This window comes from Mediterraneibacter sp. 210702-DFI.5.30 (assembly GCF_020560115.1).
GTDB classification, from domain to species: domain Bacteria; phylum Bacillota; class Clostridia; order Lachnospirales; family Lachnospiraceae; genus Mediterraneibacter; species Mediterraneibacter faecis.
Window position 1 is genome coordinate 21,828 of record NZ_JAJCME010000015.1, and the last position, 20,756, is coordinate 42,583.

General features: G+C 41.4%; 17 protein-coding genes. 12 read left to right on the plus strand and 5 right to left on the minus strand.

Translation table 11 applies throughout. The features are described from left to right. The first annotated feature begins 3 nt into the window (after positions 1 to 3). Together LI126_RS12960 and LI126_RS12965 are read left to right on the plus strand one after the other, a co-directional pair. Positions 4 to 1,194, plus strand: a complete 1,191-nt coding sequence (locus LI126_RS12960; protein ID WP_055148355.1) for a phosphopentomutase — start codon at positions 4 to 6, stop codon at positions 1,192 to 1,194. A gap of 174 nt (positions 1,195 to 1,368) precedes the next feature. Further along, positions 1,369 to 1,956 carry an HD domain-containing protein gene (locus tag LI126_RS12965; protein ID WP_020436790.1) on the plus strand — a complete coding sequence of 196 codons (588 nt, stop codon included), beginning with the start codon at positions 1,369 to 1,371 and terminating at the stop codon, positions 1,954 to 1,956. A 118-nt stretch (positions 1,957 to 2,074) separates the two neighbouring features. Here the strand turns inward: LI126_RS12965 and LI126_RS12970 are convergent, their stop codons facing one another. Then, the gene (locus LI126_RS12970) at positions 2,075 to 3,082 is read right to left on the minus strand and encodes an ATPase P (RefSeq protein ID WP_227165527.1); all 1,008 of its coding nucleotides are present in this window, start codon (positions 3,080 to 3,082) and stop codon (positions 2,075 to 2,077) included. Positions 3,083 to 3,163: 81 nt separating this feature from the next. After that, on the minus strand, positions 3,164 to 4,609 hold the full coding sequence (locus LI126_RS12975; protein ID WP_155204968.1) for a carbon starvation CstA family protein: 1,446 nt from the start codon (positions 4,607 to 4,609) through the stop codon (positions 3,164 to 3,166). Positions 4,610 to 4,870: 261 nt separating this feature from the next. Between LI126_RS12975 and LI126_RS12980 the strand changes: the two genes are divergently transcribed. The 3 genes from LI126_RS12980 (at position 4,871) to LI126_RS12990 (ending at position 8,348) form a co-directional block, all read left to right on the plus strand. Beyond that, positions 4,871 to 5,860 (plus strand): guanosine polyphosphate pyrophosphohydrolase, encoded by a 990-nt coding sequence (locus LI126_RS12980; protein WP_227165528.1) that lies wholly within the window; start codon positions 4,871 to 4,873, stop codon positions 5,858 to 5,860. 31 nt (positions 5,861 to 5,891) lie between these two features. Then, positions 5,892 to 7,304 (plus strand): L,D-transpeptidase family protein, encoded by a 1,413-nt coding sequence (locus LI126_RS12985; protein WP_227165529.1) that lies wholly within the window; start codon positions 5,892 to 5,894, stop codon positions 7,302 to 7,304. A 93-nt stretch (positions 7,305 to 7,397) separates the two neighbouring features. Next, positions 7,398 to 8,348 carry a DMT family transporter gene (locus LI126_RS12990; RefSeq protein ID WP_227165530.1) on the plus strand — a complete coding sequence of 317 codons (951 nt, stop codon included), beginning with the start codon at positions 7,398 to 7,400 and terminating at the stop codon, positions 8,346 to 8,348. Here LI126_RS12990 and LI126_RS12995 read toward each other — a convergent pair. Both LI126_RS12995 and LI126_RS13000 read right to left on the minus strand, forming a co-directional pair. Further along, on the minus strand, positions 8,287 to 9,099 hold the full coding sequence (locus LI126_RS12995) for a Cof-type HAD-IIB family hydrolase (protein WP_227165531.1): 813 nt from the start codon (positions 9,097 to 9,099) through the stop codon (positions 8,287 to 8,289). The genes LI126_RS12990 and LI126_RS12995 overlap by 62 nt on opposite strands. 38 nt (positions 9,100 to 9,137) lie before the next feature. Beyond that, on the minus strand, positions 9,138 to 10,586 hold the full coding sequence (locus LI126_RS13000; protein WP_117891073.1) for a nicotinate phosphoribosyltransferase: 1,449 nt from the start codon (positions 10,584 to 10,586) through the stop codon (positions 9,138 to 9,140). A gap of 248 nt (positions 10,587 to 10,834) precedes the next feature. Here LI126_RS13000 and LI126_RS13005 point away from each other — a divergent pair, with 248 nt between their 5' ends. The 7 genes from LI126_RS13005 to LI126_RS13035 all read left to right on the plus strand — a co-directional run bounded on the left by LI126_RS13005 (position 10,835) and on the right by LI126_RS13035 (position 19,925). Further along, the gene (locus LI126_RS13005; protein WP_020436798.1) at positions 10,835 to 11,656 is read left to right on the plus strand and encodes a CvfB family protein; all 822 of its coding nucleotides are present in this window, start codon (positions 10,835 to 10,837) and stop codon (positions 11,654 to 11,656) included. A gap of 252 nt (positions 11,657 to 11,908) precedes the next feature. Beyond that, a complete protein-coding gene (locus LI126_RS13010; RefSeq protein WP_195942609.1) occupies positions 11,909 to 12,151 on the plus strand; it encodes a polya polymerase in 243 nt (80 codons plus the stop codon). Between the two features lie 117 nt (positions 12,152 to 12,268). After that, a complete protein-coding gene (locus LI126_RS13015) occupies positions 12,269 to 15,742 on the plus strand; it encodes a DNA polymerase III subunit alpha (protein ID WP_117570014.1) in 3,474 nt (1,157 codons plus the stop codon). A 91-nt stretch (positions 15,743 to 15,833) separates the two neighbouring features. After that, entirely contained in the window at positions 15,834 to 16,853 is a 1,020-nt protein-coding gene (gene pfkA, locus LI126_RS13020; protein WP_015529385.1) for a 6-phosphofructokinase, read from the plus strand. Positions 16,854 to 17,045: 192 nt separating this feature from the next. Beyond that, the gene (gene murI, locus LI126_RS13025; protein ID WP_015529384.1) at positions 17,046 to 17,867 is read left to right on the plus strand and encodes a glutamate racemase; all 822 of its coding nucleotides are present in this window, start codon (positions 17,046 to 17,048) and stop codon (positions 17,865 to 17,867) included. Positions 17,868 to 17,970: 103 nt separating this feature from the next. Then, positions 17,971 to 18,447: a DUF1934 domain-containing protein gene (locus tag LI126_RS13030; RefSeq protein ID WP_020436801.1), complete on the plus strand. Its 477-nt coding sequence runs from the start codon at positions 17,971 to 17,973 to the stop codon at positions 18,445 to 18,447. A 74-nt stretch (positions 18,448 to 18,521) separates the two neighbouring features. Further along, positions 18,522 to 19,925, plus strand: coding sequence for an alanine/glycine:cation symporter family protein (locus LI126_RS13035; RefSeq protein ID WP_117499321.1), 1,404 nt, complete (start codon positions 18,522 to 18,524; stop codon positions 19,923 to 19,925). Positions 19,926 to 19,975: 50 nt separating this feature from the next. Here LI126_RS13035 and LI126_RS13040 read toward each other — a convergent pair whose 3' ends face one another. Next, complete coding sequence (locus LI126_RS13040; RefSeq protein ID WP_117499323.1) at positions 19,976 to 20,419, minus strand: hypothetical protein; 444 nt, start codon at positions 20,417 to 20,419, stop codon at positions 19,976 to 19,978. Positions 20,420 to 20,756: the final 337 nt, after the last annotated feature.

Here is a 20,756-nt window from a genome sequence, read left to right on the forward strand (position 1 = left end):
TTTATGAAAAAATATAATCGAATTTTTACAATTGTGATCGATTCATTCGGAGCAGGAGCAATGCCGGATGCTGCAGAGTATGGGGATGCAGGAACAGACACAATGGGACATATTTCTGAGTCTGTGGATGAATTTCATATTCCGAATCTTCAGAAACTTGGAATCGCCAATTTGCATCCACTGAAACAGGTGGCACCGGTAGAAAGACCGATGGGATACTATTCTTTCCTGAAAGAAGCAAGTACCGGAAAGGATACGATGACCGGACATTGGGAGATGATGGGACTTCATATCACGAAGCCATTTAAGACATTTACAGAGACGGGATTTCCGAAGGAATTGATTGACGAACTGGAAAAGAGAACAGGACATAAGGTAATCGGAAACAAGAGTGCCAGTGGCACGGAGATTCTTGATGAACTTGCAGAAGAAGAGATTGCAACAGGTCATATGATCGTCTATACATCTGCAGATTCTGTATTGCAGATCTGTGGAAATGAGGAGACATTCGGACTGGATGAGCTTTACCGCTGCTGTGAGATCGCACGTGATATTACGATGAAAGATGAGTGGAAAGTCGGACGTGTTATTGCAAGACCTTATGTTGGAAAGAAAAAAGGTGAGTTCAAGCGTACAAGTAACAGACATGATTATGCGCTGAAACCATACGGAAGAACAGCACTTAATGCACTCAAAGATGCAGGATATGATGTGATCTCAGTCGGTAAGATTTTTGATATTTTTGACGGAGAAGGTCTGACAGAATCAAATAAGTCCAAAAGTTCCGTTCATGGAATGGAGCAGACGATCGAAATTTCAAAAAGAGATTTCAAAGGCTTGTGCTTTGTAAATCTTGTGGATTTTGATGCATTGTGGGGACACCGCAGAAATGTAAAGGGATACGCAGAAGAACTTGAGAAATTTGATGTGAAATTGGGAGAACTCCTCGGAGAATTAAAAGAAGATGATCTCTTGATCATCACTGCGGATCATGGAAATGATCCGACACACACAGGAACAGATCATACAAGAGAAATGGTTCCGTTTTTCGCTTATTCTCCATCTATGGAAGGATACGGAAAACTGCAGGATTCAGATACATTTGCAGTGATCGGTGCAACGATTGCAGATAATTTCGACGTAAAGATGCCGGAGGGAACGATCGGAGCATCTATTTTAGATGAACTGAAATAGAATAGCTGAGAACGAAATAATACAAAAAGCAAATTCTTTGGAGTTTGCTTTTTGCGTTTTACGGAAGTGAAAAAATGTAGTATAGTAAATTTGAATTGAGCGGTACGGCAAAATGCGGAGGGTGATAATTTTCACCTTAAGGTAATGAAGTTTAGAACAAGGAGACAGAGAAAAATGGATGAAAGATTGAAACGACAGCTTGATTTTGCATTGGAAATAGATAAGGAAAAAAATATTCTGAGACAGACACATCTCTCAGAGCATGGCAGACGGGAAAACGATGCAGAACATGCATGGCATATGGCAATCATGGCATACCTTTTCAGAGAGCATTCAAACGAATCGGTGGATATTGCAAAGGTAATGCTGATGTGTCTGATCCATGATATTGTGGAGATCGATGCGGGTGATACGTATGCATATGATACAGAAGGTTTGAAAACTCAGAAAGCAAGAGAAGATGCGGCGAAGGAAAGAATTTTTTCAATCCTTCCGGAAGATCAGAAACAAGAGCTGATTTCTCTTTTTGATGAGTTCGAGGCATTTGAAACAGCGGAATCTAAGTTCGCACATGCAATGGATAATCTACAGCCGCTGATGCTGAATAACAGCAATGGTGGAAATGATTGGAAAGAGCATGGAGTATGTGCAGATCAGGTTTATGGTCGTCAGAGGAAGACGAGACTTGGATCGGAAAAAATATTTGAAGTTGTAGATCAGATTATCCAGGAAAATGTAAAAAAGGGAACAATTAAAGAGTAAAATGTGAATAACTTTCTTATAAAATGAGAGGAATGTGGAAAAGAATAGCAGCTGTCTAACAAGTGTGTTGTGAGAACAGCTGCTATTCTTTTTGAGAGGGCAAAAATCAGGTGAAAAACTATTTATAATCCATTACCAGAAACATTGGCTTGATTGCAACGATTTCATCATACTCTTCTTTTTCAACTGTTACATTAGAATTCAGAGCTTTCAAATCATCTTTTAAAACCGTGAGTGCTTCAGGAATCGTTTGTGCACGGCCATCCTTCATGATATCCTGCATTCTTTTTAACACGATCGGATGTGCATAATATGCAGGAACCGGAAAGTCCGGATATTTTTGGATGTATGTTTCCATTTGCTGAATGGATCGTTCCAGTTGGTTTTCGATATATTTTTTATTGTTTTTGGAGGTTGGCAATACATTCGCTCCGGCGAACAGAAAAATTGCTGCCAATCCAAATAACAGGAAATACATACCGAATCCGGCATGAGTCAGAAGGGAGTAGATTCCATAAAGGAATGCTCCGATGCCCAATATTACAACAGCAAGAGCGACCCATTTATAAGCGGGATTGCTTCTGTCATAGGTTCTCTTTTTCTTCGCCGACAGGCTCAGATCCATGTAGTAATCGGATTGCTTTTTAAGATAATTTTCTGCGCGTTCAAGCTTGGTAAGCCGCTTTTTGATTTCTTCCGGAAGAATGCGTTCGCGCTGCTTTTCTTCCAGCCATTTTCTTTTTTCTTCCAGTTTTCGCTCGGCTTCTATGCTGTGCAGCGGAATCTGAGGAAATCTTTCTTCAATATAAGCCAAAAGGCGATCTACATCTTCTTCATGTTTGAAGTTACATTGTTTTTCTTTTCCATTTTCATATACAACTACGAGATAGGATAACGTTCCAAATGCTCCTTTTCCTGTAAAACCACCTTTGCTCATGGCAATTCTTTTAAATATTCTTTCTATGGAAGAAATTGGTATGTAATAACGTCTGTCAAAATAAAAACTGTTTAAATAAATTGCTTTTTCCCCAACACCGCAAGGGCCTATTTTTTTGCAGTTTTTTTTGTCAGTGGTTAATTCAGCATCCGGGATTGTTACAGTTCCAAGTCGTTGCGGTTTAAACATAATATCATCTCATTTCATTTGTATATTGTAAAAGAACTGTGAAAAACATGATATCTGTCTGCTTTTCACAGTTCTATAATCTTAAGCCTGTTTTTTCGCAGGTTTTCTTGTTGCCCAGATAAAGATTCCAAGGAACAATGCTGCCAGGATAATTCCTACAGGATAAGCAACTGCTGTAGAGAATCCCAGACATTCATCTGCACAGAAGAAATAGGTCATGGAAACGGCACTCATAAATGTTGCAGGAACTGCTGTGATCCAGTAATTCTTCTTCTCGCGGAACAGATACATACTTGCTGTCCACAAAACGATCATTGCTAAAGTCTGGTTTGTCCAACTGAAATATCTCCATACAATGGCATAATCAAGATGTCCTACAAAAGCACCGACTGCCAGAAGCGGTACACAGAGAATCAATCGTTTCTGCAATTTATTCTGATCGATCTTGAACCAGTCTGCAAGTACAAGACGGGCACTTCTGAATGCAGTGTCTCCGGAAGTGATCGGACATACGATAACACCGATCATTGCTAATGCTACACCGATGCTTCCCATTGTCTTAATACACACATCATAAATAGCGGCTGACTGACCATTAGCAAGAACTTCGCTTAAACCTGTGTTGAGACCACCTGTTACTTTGTAAAGTGCACATCCTGCGGCTGCCCAGATCAGTGCAATCACACCTTCTGCTACCATTGCGCCGTAGAATACGAAATGTCCCTGTTTCTCAGATTTCATACAACGAGCCATCAGAGGGGACTGTGTAGAATGGAAACCAGAAATAGCTCCACATGCTACAGTGATAAACATGAAGCTCCAGATTGGTTTTCCGTCAGGATGCATATTTGTAAAGTGGCTCCAGATTTCCGGAATTGTATAATTCGGATTTGTGAAGATACCGATGATAACACCAAGAGCCATGATGATCAGACAGATACCAAAAAGCGGGTAGATGCGTCCGATAATCTTATCAATAGAAATAAAGGTCGCGATAAAATAATATAACAAAATAATCCAAAGCCAGAATTCAGGATTTGCAAGAAGTCCGGTGATACCTTTGTTTCCAAGCAAAGTGACGATCAAGCCGGCAGGACCTACTGCAAATACAGTACCAACCATGACAAGAAGTACCACACTGAATACACGCATAACATTTTTCATAACATTTCCAAGATAGATTCCACATACCTCAGAAATCGATGCTCCGTCATTTCGTTCAGAAAGCATACCGGAGAAATAATCATGCACACCTCCGGCAAAAATTGTACCGAATGTAATCCAGAGGAATACGACCGGTCCCCATAAAGCACCCTGCATGGCACCAAAAATAGGTCCAAGACCGGCAATGTTAAGTAGTTGCACAAGGAATAACTTCCATTGCGGCATAACGACATAATCTACTCCGTCATTGATTCTGACAGCAGGAGTTTCTCTGTCGTCAGGTGCGAATGTGTTCTCAACCACCTTTCCATAAACAAAATATCCGCCAATAAGTAACGCTAAACAAATAATAAAACTAATCATACAAACACCTCCAGAAAACATAAATGTTAGCGTTTTTCAACCCACTTATATTATAGGATTGTTTATAAAAATTTCAAGGTTTTTAGAGAAAATTTATATAATTTCTCTAAAAAAATCAAGAAAAGTATCATTTGTAGCTCCATGACTGGCGATTGTCGCATCGGATTGTTATAATAGATGAAATAAGGCCATCATGTTTGGCGTGCTGATAAGAAATATGCAATGAAAAACACAGAGATACATTTTCGTGGAGGGTACGTTATGATAACTTTAAATGATTATCTGTATTCGGGCGATACCATTTTTAGGGTGCTGCAGAATTACATTACAGATCTAAGGGAAGATGCACGAAAGACAAAAAATGAAATTGATCTGATACATTGTAATTTCCTGATTCAGATCAGAGAACTTTTGGAACATAATGAATTCCTTACGACCCAGTCACAGCAGGTTCGGGAATTCTATAAATATATGACAAAAGAATATCCATATCTTGCATTTACAGTAAAGGGAAGAATCAAGTCGTTGATCCGTGCGGAAGAGAAATTTAATGGTTATATTGTCAAGTATATTTCAGATTATTACGAAGAATATGGAAAGTATCCGACAACGGCAGAGTTAAAGCGCAGTCTTAGCTGCTTTCGTGATCTGATCGCATATCGAATTGTGATTTCTATGCCAAAATGTCATTATGAAAATGAAGAAGAGCGTCAGATCGCAGAACTGGAATGTCTGTACGGGATAGCGAATGTACTACCGGGCTTTCTTGAGGAAAGAGGGTTTACAGCGGAGCCGGCAAATGGTGTGATGGAAAGTCATTCACCACTCATGGATGACAATGTCAGACCATATTACAGAGATTATATTTCAGACAGCCAGCCGGATGAATACCAGTCACTGCACATTACATTCTATGATAACTGTTCAAGAAGTTATATTGAGGTTCAGATCCGTACAAAGCAAATGGATGATATTGCAGAGATTGGGCCGGCAAACCATCTGGGATATGAGAAGAAACAAGAGAAAGAGCGCGCCAGAAGAAATGCGATTCCAAGAGGTGAGTGCATTTATTTTGATGAGGCGTATGAGCGCGGAATGAAGCTGTTGGGATTGGATCTGGCGAAGCTGGATGTAAATATGTTTGCAGCGATGAATAACAGTTTGATCAATGACGGGTGTGGATTGTTTCGAGGAAGACTGATCTTGCCGTATGAGCATTTGTCGAGATTTCAGAATGATCTGATTGATTAGAAAGAAGGAATTACAAAGGAGAAAGTGTTTGATGGGGGACAATAAGAAAAAATGGTTATGGATCAGCCTTGGAATAGTTGCAGGAATCTTGGTTTTAGGGTACATAGGAACCGCTTTGTATTTTATGAGTCATTTTCTTCCAAATACAAAGGTTAACGGGAAAGATTTTTCATATGCTAAGGAAGAAGATGTGGCAGATTATCTGAAATCAGAAGTTAAGAAGTATGAATTGAAGATTACAGAACATGCGGGACTTTCTGATATGATTACAGGAAAAGAGATCTCTGTTGAATATAAAGAGAATGGAGTGATAGATAAACTATTAAAGGAGCAGTCCGTTTTTCTGTGGCCGGCAGCATGGTCGGGAGAGGGAAAAGGATTGTCCATCACGGCAAGTGCAGATTATGATGAGAAAGCATTAGATGCGAAGATTGCAAGTCTGACAGCTATGACAACAGAACAGGTACAGCCGATATCTTCTATGCCGGTGTTTGACGGAGAAAAGTTTGTTCCGGGAGACATTACGGAAGGGACGGCAATCGATGCAGATGCATTGAAGAAAGCGGTAGTCCAAGCGATAGAGGGACTGCAAGAGCAGTTGAATCTTGATGAAGCAGGATGTTATGTACAGCCGCTATATACAAAGGAGTCATTGGAAGTTCAGCAGGCGTGCGATACGATGAATGCATACCTGAATGCGAGTGTAACTTATGAGATGGGACTTGATACACCGGTTGTGGTTGATAAAACAATTATTTCACAGTGGGTGACAGTAGATGAGAATTATGTGGTGACATTTCACCCGGAACTTATACAGGAATGGGTGACGCAGTTTGCACAGCAGTATGATACTGCAGGAAAGACCAGACAATTCACTACACCGGATGGAAGAGCAACCGAAGTTTCCGGTGGAACTTACGGTTGGGAGATTAATGAAAAGGCAGAGTATGAGACACTTCTCGCGAATGTTGAAAGCGGAGAAACAATAAGTCGAGAGCCGGTTTATGTGGAAGGAAAGACTGCGGCATCGCATGGTGCGCAGGATTGGGGCTCCACTTATGCAGAAGTCGATCTGACGAATCAGAAAATGTGGTATGTCAAAGACGGAGAAGTTTTAATGTCAGCAGATGTAGTGACCGGACTTCCGAAAGGCGGAAGAAGTACTCCGGCAGGAGTTTATACGATTTTGGAACGAATGCAGAATAAAGTACTGCGCGGTAATTTAAGATCGGATGGAACAAGAGAGTATGAAACTCCTGTAAAATATTGGATGCGTGTAACGTATTCCGGTGTTGGTTTTCATGATGCAACATGGCAGAGCAGTTTTGGAGGAAATGTATATACCTACAGAGGTTCTCATGGATGTATCAATATGAGCTATTCGGATGCCGGGAAATTGTATGAGTTGATCCAGGTTGGAGATCCGGTAATTATGCACTATTAAGAAAAATAATAAGAAAAATCAAAAAAATCTGCCAATCAGCAGATTTTTTTGTATACTAGAGAGTGGCTAAAAATTGAAAAAGAGGTAAAAAAATTGAAAAAGAGGTATGTAAATAATTTAATACTTCTGATAATCGCGCTTATCTGGGGCGCAGCATTTGTTGCACAAAGTGCTGGGATGGACTACATCGGTCCATTCACATTTAACAGTGCCAGAAGTATACTTGGTGGAATCGTATTGATTCCGGTGATTTATGTATTGGATAAGAAGAGAAAGGAGGAGATATCACAAGGAAAAGAAGTTATACAAAATAAGAAAACACTTATCATCGGTGGTATTTGTTGTGGATTTTTCCTTATGCTGGGAAGTTCCTTGCAACAGATTGGGATACAATATACAACGGCAGGAAAAGCAGGATTCATCACAGCATTATACATTCTGATTGTTCCAATCTTAGGCATGGTTGTTGGAAAAAAAGCAGGGATTAAAGTGTGGATTGGTGTAGTACTTGCTGTGATTGGTATGTATTTCTTATGCATGACGTCAGGATTTTCCATTGCAAAAGGAGATTTTTATATTTTACTGGGTTCTGTTGCTTTTTCATTCCATATTCTTGTGATCGATCATTTTTCACCAAAAGCAGACGGAGTGAAGATGTCCTGTATTCAGTTTTTTGTTTGTGGAATCTTATGTATGATACCGACAATTTTATTTGAGCACCCGGAACTTTATTCTATATTGCAGGCATGGAAGCCAATTGCTTATGCAGGAATCATGTCTTGTGGAGTAGGATATACTTTGCAGATTGTTGCACAAAAAAATACAGACCCGACAGTTGCATCTCTGCTGTTAAGTCTTGAGTCTGTATTTTCAGTACTTGCAGGCTGGGTGATTCTTGGAGAAACCTTGTCTCCAAGGGAACTTTTTGGATGTGCCCTTGTATTTGCGGCTGTGATTCTTGCGCAGCTTCCGGAGAGAAGGCCTAATCTCTCATGTAGAGATTTACAACGTGAAGAATCCCGTCCTCATCATTCGACTTTGTGATAAAGTCAGCAGATTCTTTGACGACCGGCTGGGCATTCTCCATTGCTACACCAAGACCGGCATATTCGATCATGGACAGATCATTGAAGCCGTCGCCGCAGCAGATCATGGAATCGGCAGTGAGACCGATACTGTTCAGAAGCTTCTGCAGAGAGTGTGCTTTATCGATATTCTGAGGCATGATCTCTAAGAAGAATGGTTCAGAACGGTAGATGTTGAGCAGCCCGTGGTATTGTTTCTGCAGCTTCGGCATCAGGTCTTCCAGGATGGAAGGTTCACCTGGGATAAGCATTTTATTGACCGGGCAATCAAGTGCGGCAGGGAAGTCCTCAACCGGACAGATCTCCATGCTGTTGATGGCGGCTTCTTTCTCAGTGTATTCATTACTTTTAATACCGGAGAGGATTACTTTATCCGTATAAGAGATAAGGTCCAATCCAGGATATTCTTTTACCGCCTCGTAAATCGGACGGATGACTTCCTGTGGGATAACCTTATTATAAATAATTGCATTGTCAGAACAGCGGGTGATTCTCGCACCGTTAAAGGAGAGCATGAATCCGCCGTATTTTTTTAGATATAATTCCTCTGCCAGAGGCGCGACACCGTTGATCGGGCGACCGCTGGCGAGGACTACTTTTTTTCCATTCTGTTGAATTTCAATCAGAGCGTCCCTTGTAGGGGGCGTTATTTCTTTTTTTGAATTGGTCAGTGTACCGTCTAGATCAAGTACAATCACTTGGTATTTCATACTAATTAAAACTCCATTTCATCATATGGTGACAGTAATTAATGATGTGCTTCATTCAGTAGCTTGGTTTTTGTATCGTATAGTTTTTGGGAAAGATCCACATATACCTTATGTGGATTGAAGAGACGTTTTGTCTCATCCCAAAGAGTCTCTTTTTCCTGACGACAGAATTCTGCAATCTCCTTTACAGATGGGGACTCATACTTACATTCTCCATGCTGGAAGATTGGGACAAGCAGTTCACGCATTGTGTAGGTTCCACCCGGAAGAAGTGTTTTCTTCCATGTAGCATTTGGGTCAAAGAGAAGAAGATCTTCCCCTGTATTAAATGTCTCATCAGCAAAGCAGATCAGATCGGCACGCAGCATACCAGTCTCTTTGTCGTAAATGCGATAGATAGTTTTATTTCCCGGATTGGTGATCTTCTCAATATTCTCAGAAATCTTGATCTTCGGCTGGAATTCTCCATCTGCGTTTTGAATAGCAGCCAGTTTATAAACACCGCCAAAGGACGGGCAGTCTTTTGATGTAATAAGGTTCGTTCCGACGCCCCAGGAAGAAATTGCAGCGCCCTGCATCTTGAGATCGTGGATCAGAAATTCATCCAGGTCGTTGGAAGCGGCAATGACAGCATCCTGGAATCCGGCGTCATCCAGCATCTTACGCGCCTTTTTAGAAAGATAAGCGAGATCACCGGAGTCAAGGCGGATACCGTAGCTCTTCGGTTTGATGCCTGCTTCGCGCATCTCGGTAAAAACACGGATCGCATTCGGAACACCGGATTTCAATGTGTCATAAGTATCGACAAGCAGTGTACATGCATCAGGATACAATCTTGCATATTCTTTAAATGCAGTATATTCATCTTTGAAAGTCATGATCCAACTGTGTGCATGCGTTCCCATAATCGGTACATCAAACATTTCGCCGGCGAGTACATTGGAAGTTCCGACGCATCCACCGATCACAGCAGCTCTTGCTCCGTACAGTCCCGCATCCGGTCCCTGGGCGCGGCGAAGTCCGAATTCCATGATACCGTCTCCTTGTGCCGCATAAACAACACGGGAAGCTTTCGTAGCGATCAGGCACTGATGATTCAGAATCGTAAGAATTGCTGTCTCAACAAGCTGAGCCTCCATGATCGGAGCTACGACTTTCAGAAGCGGTTCTCTTGGGAAGATGACGCTTCCCTCCGGGATCGCATAAATGTCTCCGCTAAAATGAAATCCGCTCAGATAATGAAGAAAATCCTCACTGAACAATCCGAGCCCTCTTAAATAATCAACATCTTCATAAGAAAAATTCAGATTTTTAATATAGTCAATAACCTGATCCAGTCCTGCCATGACGGAATATCCGCCTTTGTTCGGATTGTCACGGAAGAAAACATCGAATACAACGGTCTGATTTTCCTGTGTTTCAAAATATCCCTGCATCATAGTAAGCTCATACAGGTCTGTCAATAAAGTAAGATTTTGTGCACTCATACTAATATCCTCTCTTAAAAATACTGCCTCAGACAGGCTGTAGGCAGAAAGATTGCTTTCACATTGAAGTAATTATACATAATTCAGAAAGGTAAATCAATTCATAGAAAGAATATGTTAAAAAAATATCAAATAAAGAATCAAAGAAATTGATGAGATTCGATTGACAACAGCATAGAAAATACCTTAAGGTATAGAAAACATATTAAAAAATGGGCCGCGTAAGCCAGCGGCAGAATGGAGAAAAGATGAGATTAGGAGTAAAACAGGTACTTACGGTAGTAAAGCTGGTAGATTTTGGAGTATATCTTGGAAGTGACGAGGAGCGTGTTCTTCTTCCAAAGAAACAGGTTCCGGACGGAATCGAACTGGGAGATCCGATCGAGGTATTCCTCTATAAAGATTCTTCCGATCGTATGATCGCAACAACGAATGAGCCAAAGATCACTCTTGGACAGCTGGCTGTCCTGACAGTAGCGGATGTGGGCAGAATGGGTGCTTTTCTTGACTGGGGACTTGAGAAGGACCTGTTCCTTCCATTTAAGGAACAGACAGAGAAGGTAGAGAAGGGCGACCGCTGTCTGGTAAGTCTTTATGTAGATAAGAGCGAGAGACTTTGTGCGACAATGAAGATCTATCATCTTCTGCAGACAGACTCTCCTTATAAAAAGGATGATATTGTAACCGGAACAGTTTATGAGGTGAATCGTGATCTGGGAGCTTTCGTGGCAGTAGATAATCTGTATTCTGCATTGATTCCGAAGAGAGAGATGTATGGAAGAATGTATCCGGGACAGGAGATTGAAGCACGTGTGGCAGCAGTCAAAGAGGATGGAAAACTGGATCTGAGTGTCCGTGGCAAGATTCCGGAGCAGATGGACAAAGATGCAGAATTGATCCTGGAATGTATTGAGACTTGTGGGGGTAAACTTCCATTCACAGATAAAGCAGATCCGGAGCGCATTAAAGCAGAGATGGGAATGAGTAAAGCTGCGTTCAAACGTGCAGTTGGAAGACTCTTGAAACAGAAGAAAATCGTAATCAAAGAGGACGGTATTTATAGTTTGTAAAAGCAATCTGCAAACGAACCGTTACGTGTTAGAGAAAGTGACTATGACTTGTAGGAAGTGTTGTTTCAAATAGAAAAAAGTGTGAGGTTTTATATGCTGAAAATGAGAAAAATAGTGATTCTTCCTACTTGTAATATGTTTTAAATACGTTATAATAACATTAGGAATGAGAAAATGATAGGTAATATCATTCCCAGATGAATTTAGGAAGTAAAGTTATAATTAAATTGTTAAAAGAAAGGGGTATTTAGAATGAAAGTTCAGAATATTACAGATGTTGAAGGATTTTTTAAGGTAGTAGATTCTTGTAAAGGAAGAGTAGAGTTAGTAACAGGTGAGGGAGACAGACTGAACCTGAAGTCTAAACTTTCCCAGTATGTATCTATGGCTAACATTTTCTCTAACGGAGAGATTCCGGAGCTGGAAGTTATCGCTTACGAGAAAGAAGATACAGATAAGCTGATCCAGTTCATGGTAGATGGTGGAAATAAATAAGATTTAACATTTTAAAATTTCCATAAAGAGTGTAAAATGAAGGGAAGGGATTCTGACCTGTGTATCAAGTCAGAGCCTTCCCTTTTCTTAGTTAAAATTTGATCATTGAGGTGAACTATGAGTTTTGCACATTTGCATGTCCATACAGAATTTAGTCTGCTGGATGGATCGAATAAGATAAAAGAATACGTGTCCAGGGTCAAAGAACTTGGGATGAACAGTGCGGCAATTACAGATCACGGTGTTATGTATGGTGTGATCGATTTCTATCGGGAAGCCAAGAAGCAGGGAATCAATCCAATCCTTGGATGTGAAGTGTATGTGGCTCCGAATTCTCGTTTTGATCGCGAGATCACAGGAGGAGATGACAGATATTATCATCTTGTGCTTCTGGCAGAAAATGAGGAAGGATATGCGAATCTGACGAAGATTGTTTCGAAGGGATTTGTGGAAGGTTATTACTATAAACCGCGAGTGGATAAGGAACTTCTGCGCAAGTACCATAAAGGTATCATTGCTTTAAGTGCCTGCCTAGCAGGTGAGGTGGCAAGATTCCTGACGAAGGGATTATATGAAGAGGCGAAGAAGACAGCTTTAGAGTATCAGGAAATTTTCGGCGAAGGGAATTTCTTCCTGGAGTTGCAGGATCATGGAATACCAGAGCAGGGACTTGTCAATCAACAGCTATTCAAAATGTCTGAAGAGACGGGAATTGAGCTGGTTGCTACGAATGATATTCATTATACATATGCAGAAGATGCGAAGCCACATGATATTCTACTTTGTATTCAGACTGGAAAGAAGCTTTCAGATGAGAATCGTATGCGGTATGACGGCGGGCAGTATTATGTGAAGTCAGAAGAAGAGATGCTACGTCTGTTCCCTTATGCGAAACAGGCGTTGGAGAATACACAGAAGATTGCGGATCGATGTCATGTCGAGATTGAATTTGGTGTAACAAAACTTCCGAAATATGATGTGCCGGATGGTTATACTTCCTGGGAATATTTGCAGAAGCTTTGCTATGAAGGATTGGAAAAGCGTTACGGTGATCCTTCGGAAGAATTGAAAAATCGTTTGTCTTATGAATTGGAAACAATCCATCAGATGGGGTATGTAGACTATTTCTTGATCGTGTGGGATTTTATTAAATACGCAAAAGATCACGGAATTTCAGTTGGGCCGGGACGTGGATCAGCCGCAGGAAGTATCGTGTCCTATTGTCTTGAGATCACTACGATTGACCCGATCCGCTATCAGCTGCTGTTTGAACGTTTCCTGAATCCGGAACGTGTGTCTATGCCTGATATTGACGTTGACTTCTGTTATGAGAGACGTCAGGAGGTTATTGATTACGTTACAAGAAAATATGGAAAAGACTGTGTGGCTCAGATTGTTACATTCGGTACCCTGGCAGCGCGAGGTGTGATCCGTGATGTTGGACGTGTAATGGATCTGCCATATGCTTATGTGGATTCTATTTCCAAAATGATTCCGCAGGAGCTTGGAATCACAATTGATAAAGCTCTGAAAATGAATCCGGATCTGAAAAAGTTATATGATACGGATGAGACGGTGACAAATCTGATCGATATGGCGAAGCGTTTGGAAGGACTTCCAAGACACTGCTCCATGCATGCTGCCGGTGTTGTGATCTGTCAGAAGCCTGTAGATGAGTATGTACCGCTTTCAAGGGCAGCAGACGGAACAATCACAACGCAGTTTATCATGACGACACTTGAAGAACTTGGACTTCTGAAAATGGACTTCCTGGGCCTTCGTACATTGACTGTGATACAGAATGCGGTTCTGCTTGCAAGAAGAAAGCAGCCGGAACTGAATATCAATCAGATAGATTACAATGATCAAAAGGTGCTGGATTATATCGGAACCGGTAAGACAGATGGTGTGTTCCAGCTTGAGAGTGCTGGAATGAAAGGGTTCATGAAGGAACTGAAGCCGCATAACCTGGAAGATGTTATTGCCGGAATTTCGCTGTATCGTCCTGGTCCGATGGATTTCATTCCGCAGTATATCCGAGGAAAGAATGACAGTTCTTCTATTACATATGATTGCCCACAACTGGAGCCGATCCTTGCCCCTACTTATGGATGTATTGTCTATCAGGAGCAGGTTATGCAGATTGTACGAGATCTTGCAGGATACTCACTTGGACGAAGCGACCTTCTGCGTCGTGCGATGTCAAAGAAAAAGGCGGCAGTCATGGAGAAAGAACGTAAGATCTTTATTTATGGTGATGAGGAGACAGGCGTACCAGGATGTATAAAGAATGGAATTGATGAACAGACTGCAAATAAGATTTATGATGAAATGATCGATTTTGCAAAATATGCGTTCAATAAGTCTCATGCGGCTGCATATGCAGTGGTTTCTTATCAGACTGCATGGCTGAAATATTATTTCCCGGTAGAATATATGGCAGCGCTTATGACATCAGTCATTGATAATCCGTCTAAGGTATCTGAGTATATTTATGCATGTCGTCAGATGAATATTAAGATCCTGCCGCCGGATATTAATAAAGGTGAAGCAAACTTTTCTGTAGATGGCGGGGATATCCGTTATGGACTTGCTGCAATCAAGAGTATCGGAAGACCGGTGATCAAAGCAATCGTGGAAGACAGAGAAGAGCTTGGGTTGTTCCAGAACCTGGAAGATTTCATTACCCGTCTTTCAGCAAAGAACATATTAAATAAACGTACGATAGAAAATCTGATCAAGGCGGGGGCATTGGATACACTTGGCGGAACAAGAAAACAGTTCATGAGTATCTATGTACAGATCGTAGATCATGTAACTCAAGAAAAAAAGAACTCTATGGTTGGACAGATGACATTGTTTGATCTGGTGAGTGAAGATCAGAAAGAAGAATTTCAGATCAGGATGCCTGATGTGGGAGAATACTCCAAAGAAACACTTCTCGCATTTGAAAAAGAAGTGCTTGGAATCTATGTCAGCGGACATCCGCTTGAGGCGTATGAGGAGAAGTGGAAGAAATCCATTTCTGCGACAACGGCGGACTTTCAGCTGGATGAAGAGACCGGTCATACAAAAGTGCATGATGGGGCGAAAGAAATTATTGGTGGAATGATCACAGAGAAGACCATAAAGCACACAAAGACGAATCAGATGATGGCATTTATCACGGTAGAAGATCTTTTGGGAACGGTAGAGGTTGTTGTGTTCCCGCGAGATTATGAGAAGAACAGAGATTATCTGGAAGTAGATAGTAAGGTATTTGTTCGCGGAAGAGTTTCGGAAGAAGATGATAAGCCGAGTAAGATGATCTGTGAGAAAATTATCCCATTTGAACGGACGAAAAAGGAATTGTGGATTCAGTTTCCTGATAAGGCGACATTTCTGGATGAGGAACAGATTGTCTATGGATATCTGGCAGATTCAGACGGAGATGATGAAGTTATGATCTACTGTGCGAAGGAACGTGCGGTGAAAAAACTGCCGAAAAACAGGAATATCGGTATAAATGAACAGATTTTAAGCAGATTGATGAATCATTTTGGCGAGAAGAGAGTAAAAGTAGTGGAAAAACCTATTGAAAACATATTCTAAATAAGGTAGAATATTGGCGGAGTTGATAAAAAATTGACAATGATTGGTTTTGGCAGTAATCAGACATTTCAGAGAAAGGGTGGACTAAAACATGGCAGAAAATAAAACAGTCGACAAAGAAAAATATCTTGATGAAATCGAAGACAGCATCCGTACAATCGGTGTTCTGACAAGTGGAGGAGATGCTCCGGGAATGAACGCAGCAATCCGTGCGGTAGTAAGACGTGCACTTGCAAAAGGACTTAAGGTTCGCGGAATCCGCAGAGGTTATCATGGACTTCTGAAGGAAGAGATCATTGATATGTCAGCACGTGATGTGTCTGATATCATTGAGCGTGGTGGTACAGTTCTCCAGACAGCCCGTTGTAAGACAATGCGTACAGAAGAAGGTCAGCAGAAGGCAGCTGCGATCTGTAAGAAGTACGGAATCGACGGACTGGTAGTAATCGGTGGAGACGGTTCTTTCGCAGGAGCTCAGAAGCTGGCAAATCTGGGAGTAAATACAATTGGTATTCCAGGAACAATCGACCTTGATATTGCATGTACAGATTACACAATCGGATTTGATACAGCTGTTAATACAGCAATGGAAGCAATCGATAAGGTTCGTGATACATCTACATCTCATGAGAGATGCAGTGTGATCGAGGTTATGGGACGTGATGCAGGATATCTTGCACTGTGGTGTGGTATTGCTAACGGAGCCGAGAAAATTCTCATGCCAGAGGAAAAGGACTATGATGAGAAAGCACTGATCGAAGATATTCTTGCGAACAAGAAGCGTGGTAAGAAGAACTACATCATCATCAATGCAGAGGGTGTTGGAGATTCTATCAATATGGCAAAGAGAATCGAGGCTGCTACAGGAATTGAGACAAGAGCAACAATCCTCGGACACATGCAGCGTGGTGGAAGCCCGACATGTAAGGACAGAGTATATGCTTCTACAATGGGAGCTATGGCAGTCGACCTTCTTTGCCAGGGAAAGACAAACCGTGTTGTAGGATACAAGAACGGACAGTTTATTGATTTTGACATTGAAGAAGCACTTGCTATGAAGAAGACAATTCCGGCATATCAGTACGATGTAGCGAAGACTCTTGCTCTGTAAAAATGTGAAATAGCATTGCAAATATCACTTTGAGTTATTATAATAGAATAGCAATGGTTACCAGATGACTGGTAATGAAATATAACATTCAGCCATGCAGCCTTTGTAAGAAGGTTACATGGCTGAATTGTGTATCTGCGATAAGATAAAAATAACTGATAAGGATAGATTAAGGGGAGAACTTTGACGGACATGAAGAATAAAAAGATGGCACCGATCGGGGTGTTTGATTCAGGAGTCGGAGGACTGACTGTAGCGAGAGAGATATCAAGACAATTGCCGTATGAGAACATTGTTTATTTTGGGGATACGGCGCGTGTTCCATACGGTAGTAAATCACAAAACACGATCATTCGTTTTTCAGAACAGATTATCCGTTTCCTGAGGACGAAACAGGTGAAAGCAATTGTGATCGCATGTAATACGGCGAGTGCGCTTGCATTGGATGCAGTGAAGGATGAGTTTGACCTTCCGATCATTGGAGTAGTCATTCCGGGAGCGAGAGCAGCGGTAGAAGCTACAACGAATGGAAAAGTCGGTGTGGTAGGTACTGAAGCAACGGTTCAGAGTGGAATGTATACGAAAGTGATTCAGGGAATGAATCCTAAGATTGAAGTGATTGAGAAAGCCTGTCCTCTTTTCGTACCGTTAGTGGAAGAGGGATTCAAAGAACATATTGTGACAAGAGAGATTATTGAGTATTATCTCGAATCCATGCGCAATACAGATATTGATGCGATGATCCTTGGATGTACGCATTATCCGCTTCTCAGATCTAAGATCAGAGAATATATGGGGGATAAGATTCAGATTGTGAATCCTGCATATGAGACAGCGATGGATCTGAAACGTCTGTTGGAAGAGGAAGAGATGGCGAATGATGAGACGACAGAACATCATAGTGAGTATTCCTTCTATGTCAGCGATGCGGCTGAGAAGTTCAGGAAGTTTGCGAATACAGTGATGCCATTTGATGTTCCGACAACGAATGTAGTAAATATTGAAGAGTATTAATTAGTAATTTTGAATCAGGAAAGTTATTTCGTGCTTGTACGTTGGTTGCGGAAAGACTGACGGAACGAAATTTTCCTGATTCTTTTCTATGGAGAATTCATTTATGACAAAAGATGTATTGGTAAGTATTTCCGGAATGCATGAGGAGATTGTGGCGGTCACTCCGGAGGTAGAAGATGATGAGAACGAAGCAATCGAAGTTGTGACACCAGCAACATATTATTTGAAGAACGGAAAACATTATATTGTCTACGAGGAAGTTGTAGAAGGAACTTCCGGAGTGATCAAGAACAGAATTAAGATTAACGGAGATGAATGTGTAGAGATCGTGAAAAGCGGTCTTTCAAACTCTCATATGATCTTTGAGAAAAATAAAAAGAATCAGACATTTTATAAGACGCCTTATGGACAGATGCTGATCGGAGTGAATACGAGACACCTTCAGGTTGATTTTGAAGAAGATAAGATAGCGGTCCAGATTGATTATGAACTGGACGTAAATCATGAACCGATGGCAGACTGTAAGATACGGATGAATATTGTTTCCAAGGACAGTGGAAAGTTTTCAGTGCTTAGTTAAGATACAAGAACGCCGAGGCATTTTTGGATAAGCAGGCGGAAAAATGAAAAAGATAAGAATGAGAGGATAAGATGATGGTAATAACACTGATCGAGAAAGTATATTCGTTTTTATGGGGCGATCTGTTTCAGATACCGCTTCCAGGCGGCGGAAGTGTGGGAATATCACTTCTGATTATTCTGTTGATTCCAACAGGAATTTATTTCACAATCCGTACAAGATTTCTTCCAATCCGTCTTTTCCCGGAGATGGTAAGATCGTTGAATAGTAAAAAAGGGAAAGAGGATGGGTTGTCTAATTTTCAGACACTGATTGTATCAACAGCAACCCGTGTGGGAATGGGGAATCTGGTAGGTGTTGTTGCAGCTATTTCAGCCGGTGGAGCCGGAGCAGTGTTCTGGATGTGGATCACGGCACTGATCGGTTCTTCCACAGCATTTGTTGAGGCAACACTTGCACAGCTTCATAAAGAAAAAGATCCGTTGTATGGAGGATATCGCGGAGGTCCGGCATATTATATCCATCACTACATGGAAGAACATCAAGGAAAGAAAAAGAGATATTCAGTGATCGCGGTATTGTTTGCAATTTCAGGATTAATCTGTTGGTGTGGTATTAGCCAGGTGATCAGTAATTCAGTGACGTCTTCGTTTGAAAATGCATTTTCTATCCCACCGATTTATACAACTGTGATTTTGGTGGTTCTGGCAGCAGTGATCGTGCTTCGAAAGAATGCAACAGTAAAGGTTCTGGATGTTGTTGTTCCGATTATGGCAGTGTGTTATTTCCTGATCACAGTATTTTTGATCCTTACGAATCTGTCCAGCATACCGGGTGTGTTCTCACGTATTTTTGAGGAAGCATTTGGAGTCCGTCAGGTGGCAGCAGGTGGTTTTGGAGCTGTTTTGATGAATGGAGTGAAGAGAGGATTGTTCTCAAATGAAGCCGGTTCAGGATCTGCTCCATGTGCAGCGGCTGCGGCAGAGTGTGATCTCCCGGTAAAGGCAGGACTTGTTCAGGCATTGGGCGTATTTATCGACACAATTGTAATCTGCAGCTGTACAGCGATGATCATGTTGCTTGTTCCACAGGATCAGATTGAGGGACTTGCAGGAATGGAACTGCTTCAGACAGCGATGAGATATCATCTTGGAGAAGCAGGGGTGATTTTTATCGCAGTGATGCTGTTCCTGTTCAGTTTTTCTACATTTCTTGGAATTCTGTTTTATGCAAGAAGTAATGTGGCTTATCTGTTTGGAGACAACTGGGCATCCCAGACAGCATATAAAGTGCTCGCGCTTGTGATGTTATTCATCGGAGGAATCGCAGCGTATACATTTGTATGGGATCTGGGCGATGTCGGGATCGGGCTGATGACGGTATTCAATACAGTGATCCTGTATCTGATGGGTGGTCAGGCGTTGGATGAGCTGAAAAAATATGAAGCAGTGAGAAAAGAACAAAAGAACAAGAATTAAAAAAATAAGTTCAGTCGAATTGTTTGACTGAACTTATTTTAATGGTGTTTTTATTTTTCTTTCTTTGAGAAAAATCTTTTTTTCTTCTTTTTCTCTGGAATATCAAGACCACCGCGGACACTCTTAATGCCTGTGATATAGATACCACTTACAACGACTTTCGCTTCTTTCTTCACCGGAAGAACTTCGAAAACCTTTGCATCACACATCAGAGTCATAACCTTTGGTCCAACCTTTGCTTTTACAACCGGTACTTTAGAACGTCTTAAATACTTTGGTGTATTCTCAAGAACAACGGCCGGGAGTCCTGCATCTTTTAGCTTCATCTTCTTTTTATCAATAATGAGCATGCTGACGGTCTGCGCAACTGCGTCCATCTGCTGTTGTTGTTCAGCCTGCTTCTTCTGCGCTTTCTTTCCGAAGAAATAGAGTGCTACGCAAACCCCGATGAGAACTACGAGGACGATGAGCATGATTATCATAGGTGTACTCACGATAAAACCCTCCTATATACTATTTTCCGCTTAATTCGCATTTAATATTGTAACATTCTTTATTACAAAGTGCAAGCAGACAGGGGACAATTTTACAATTTGGGGTTACTTTTAAGACGTAAACCGAGTATACTATGTATTATGGTGGTTTATTATTGTTTGCAGAAAGATAGCAGCGCTGGCGTTACTGTTCACTCCCGTGTCAATCACTCTGCTGATTGACACGGAGGATGCGTGTTTTGACTTGAATGCATCTCGCCCCATCGCCAAAGGCGATTTAAAATGGCGAGATGCGTTGCTGGTCGCACATCGTGTGAACAGTAACGCGCTGTCCGAA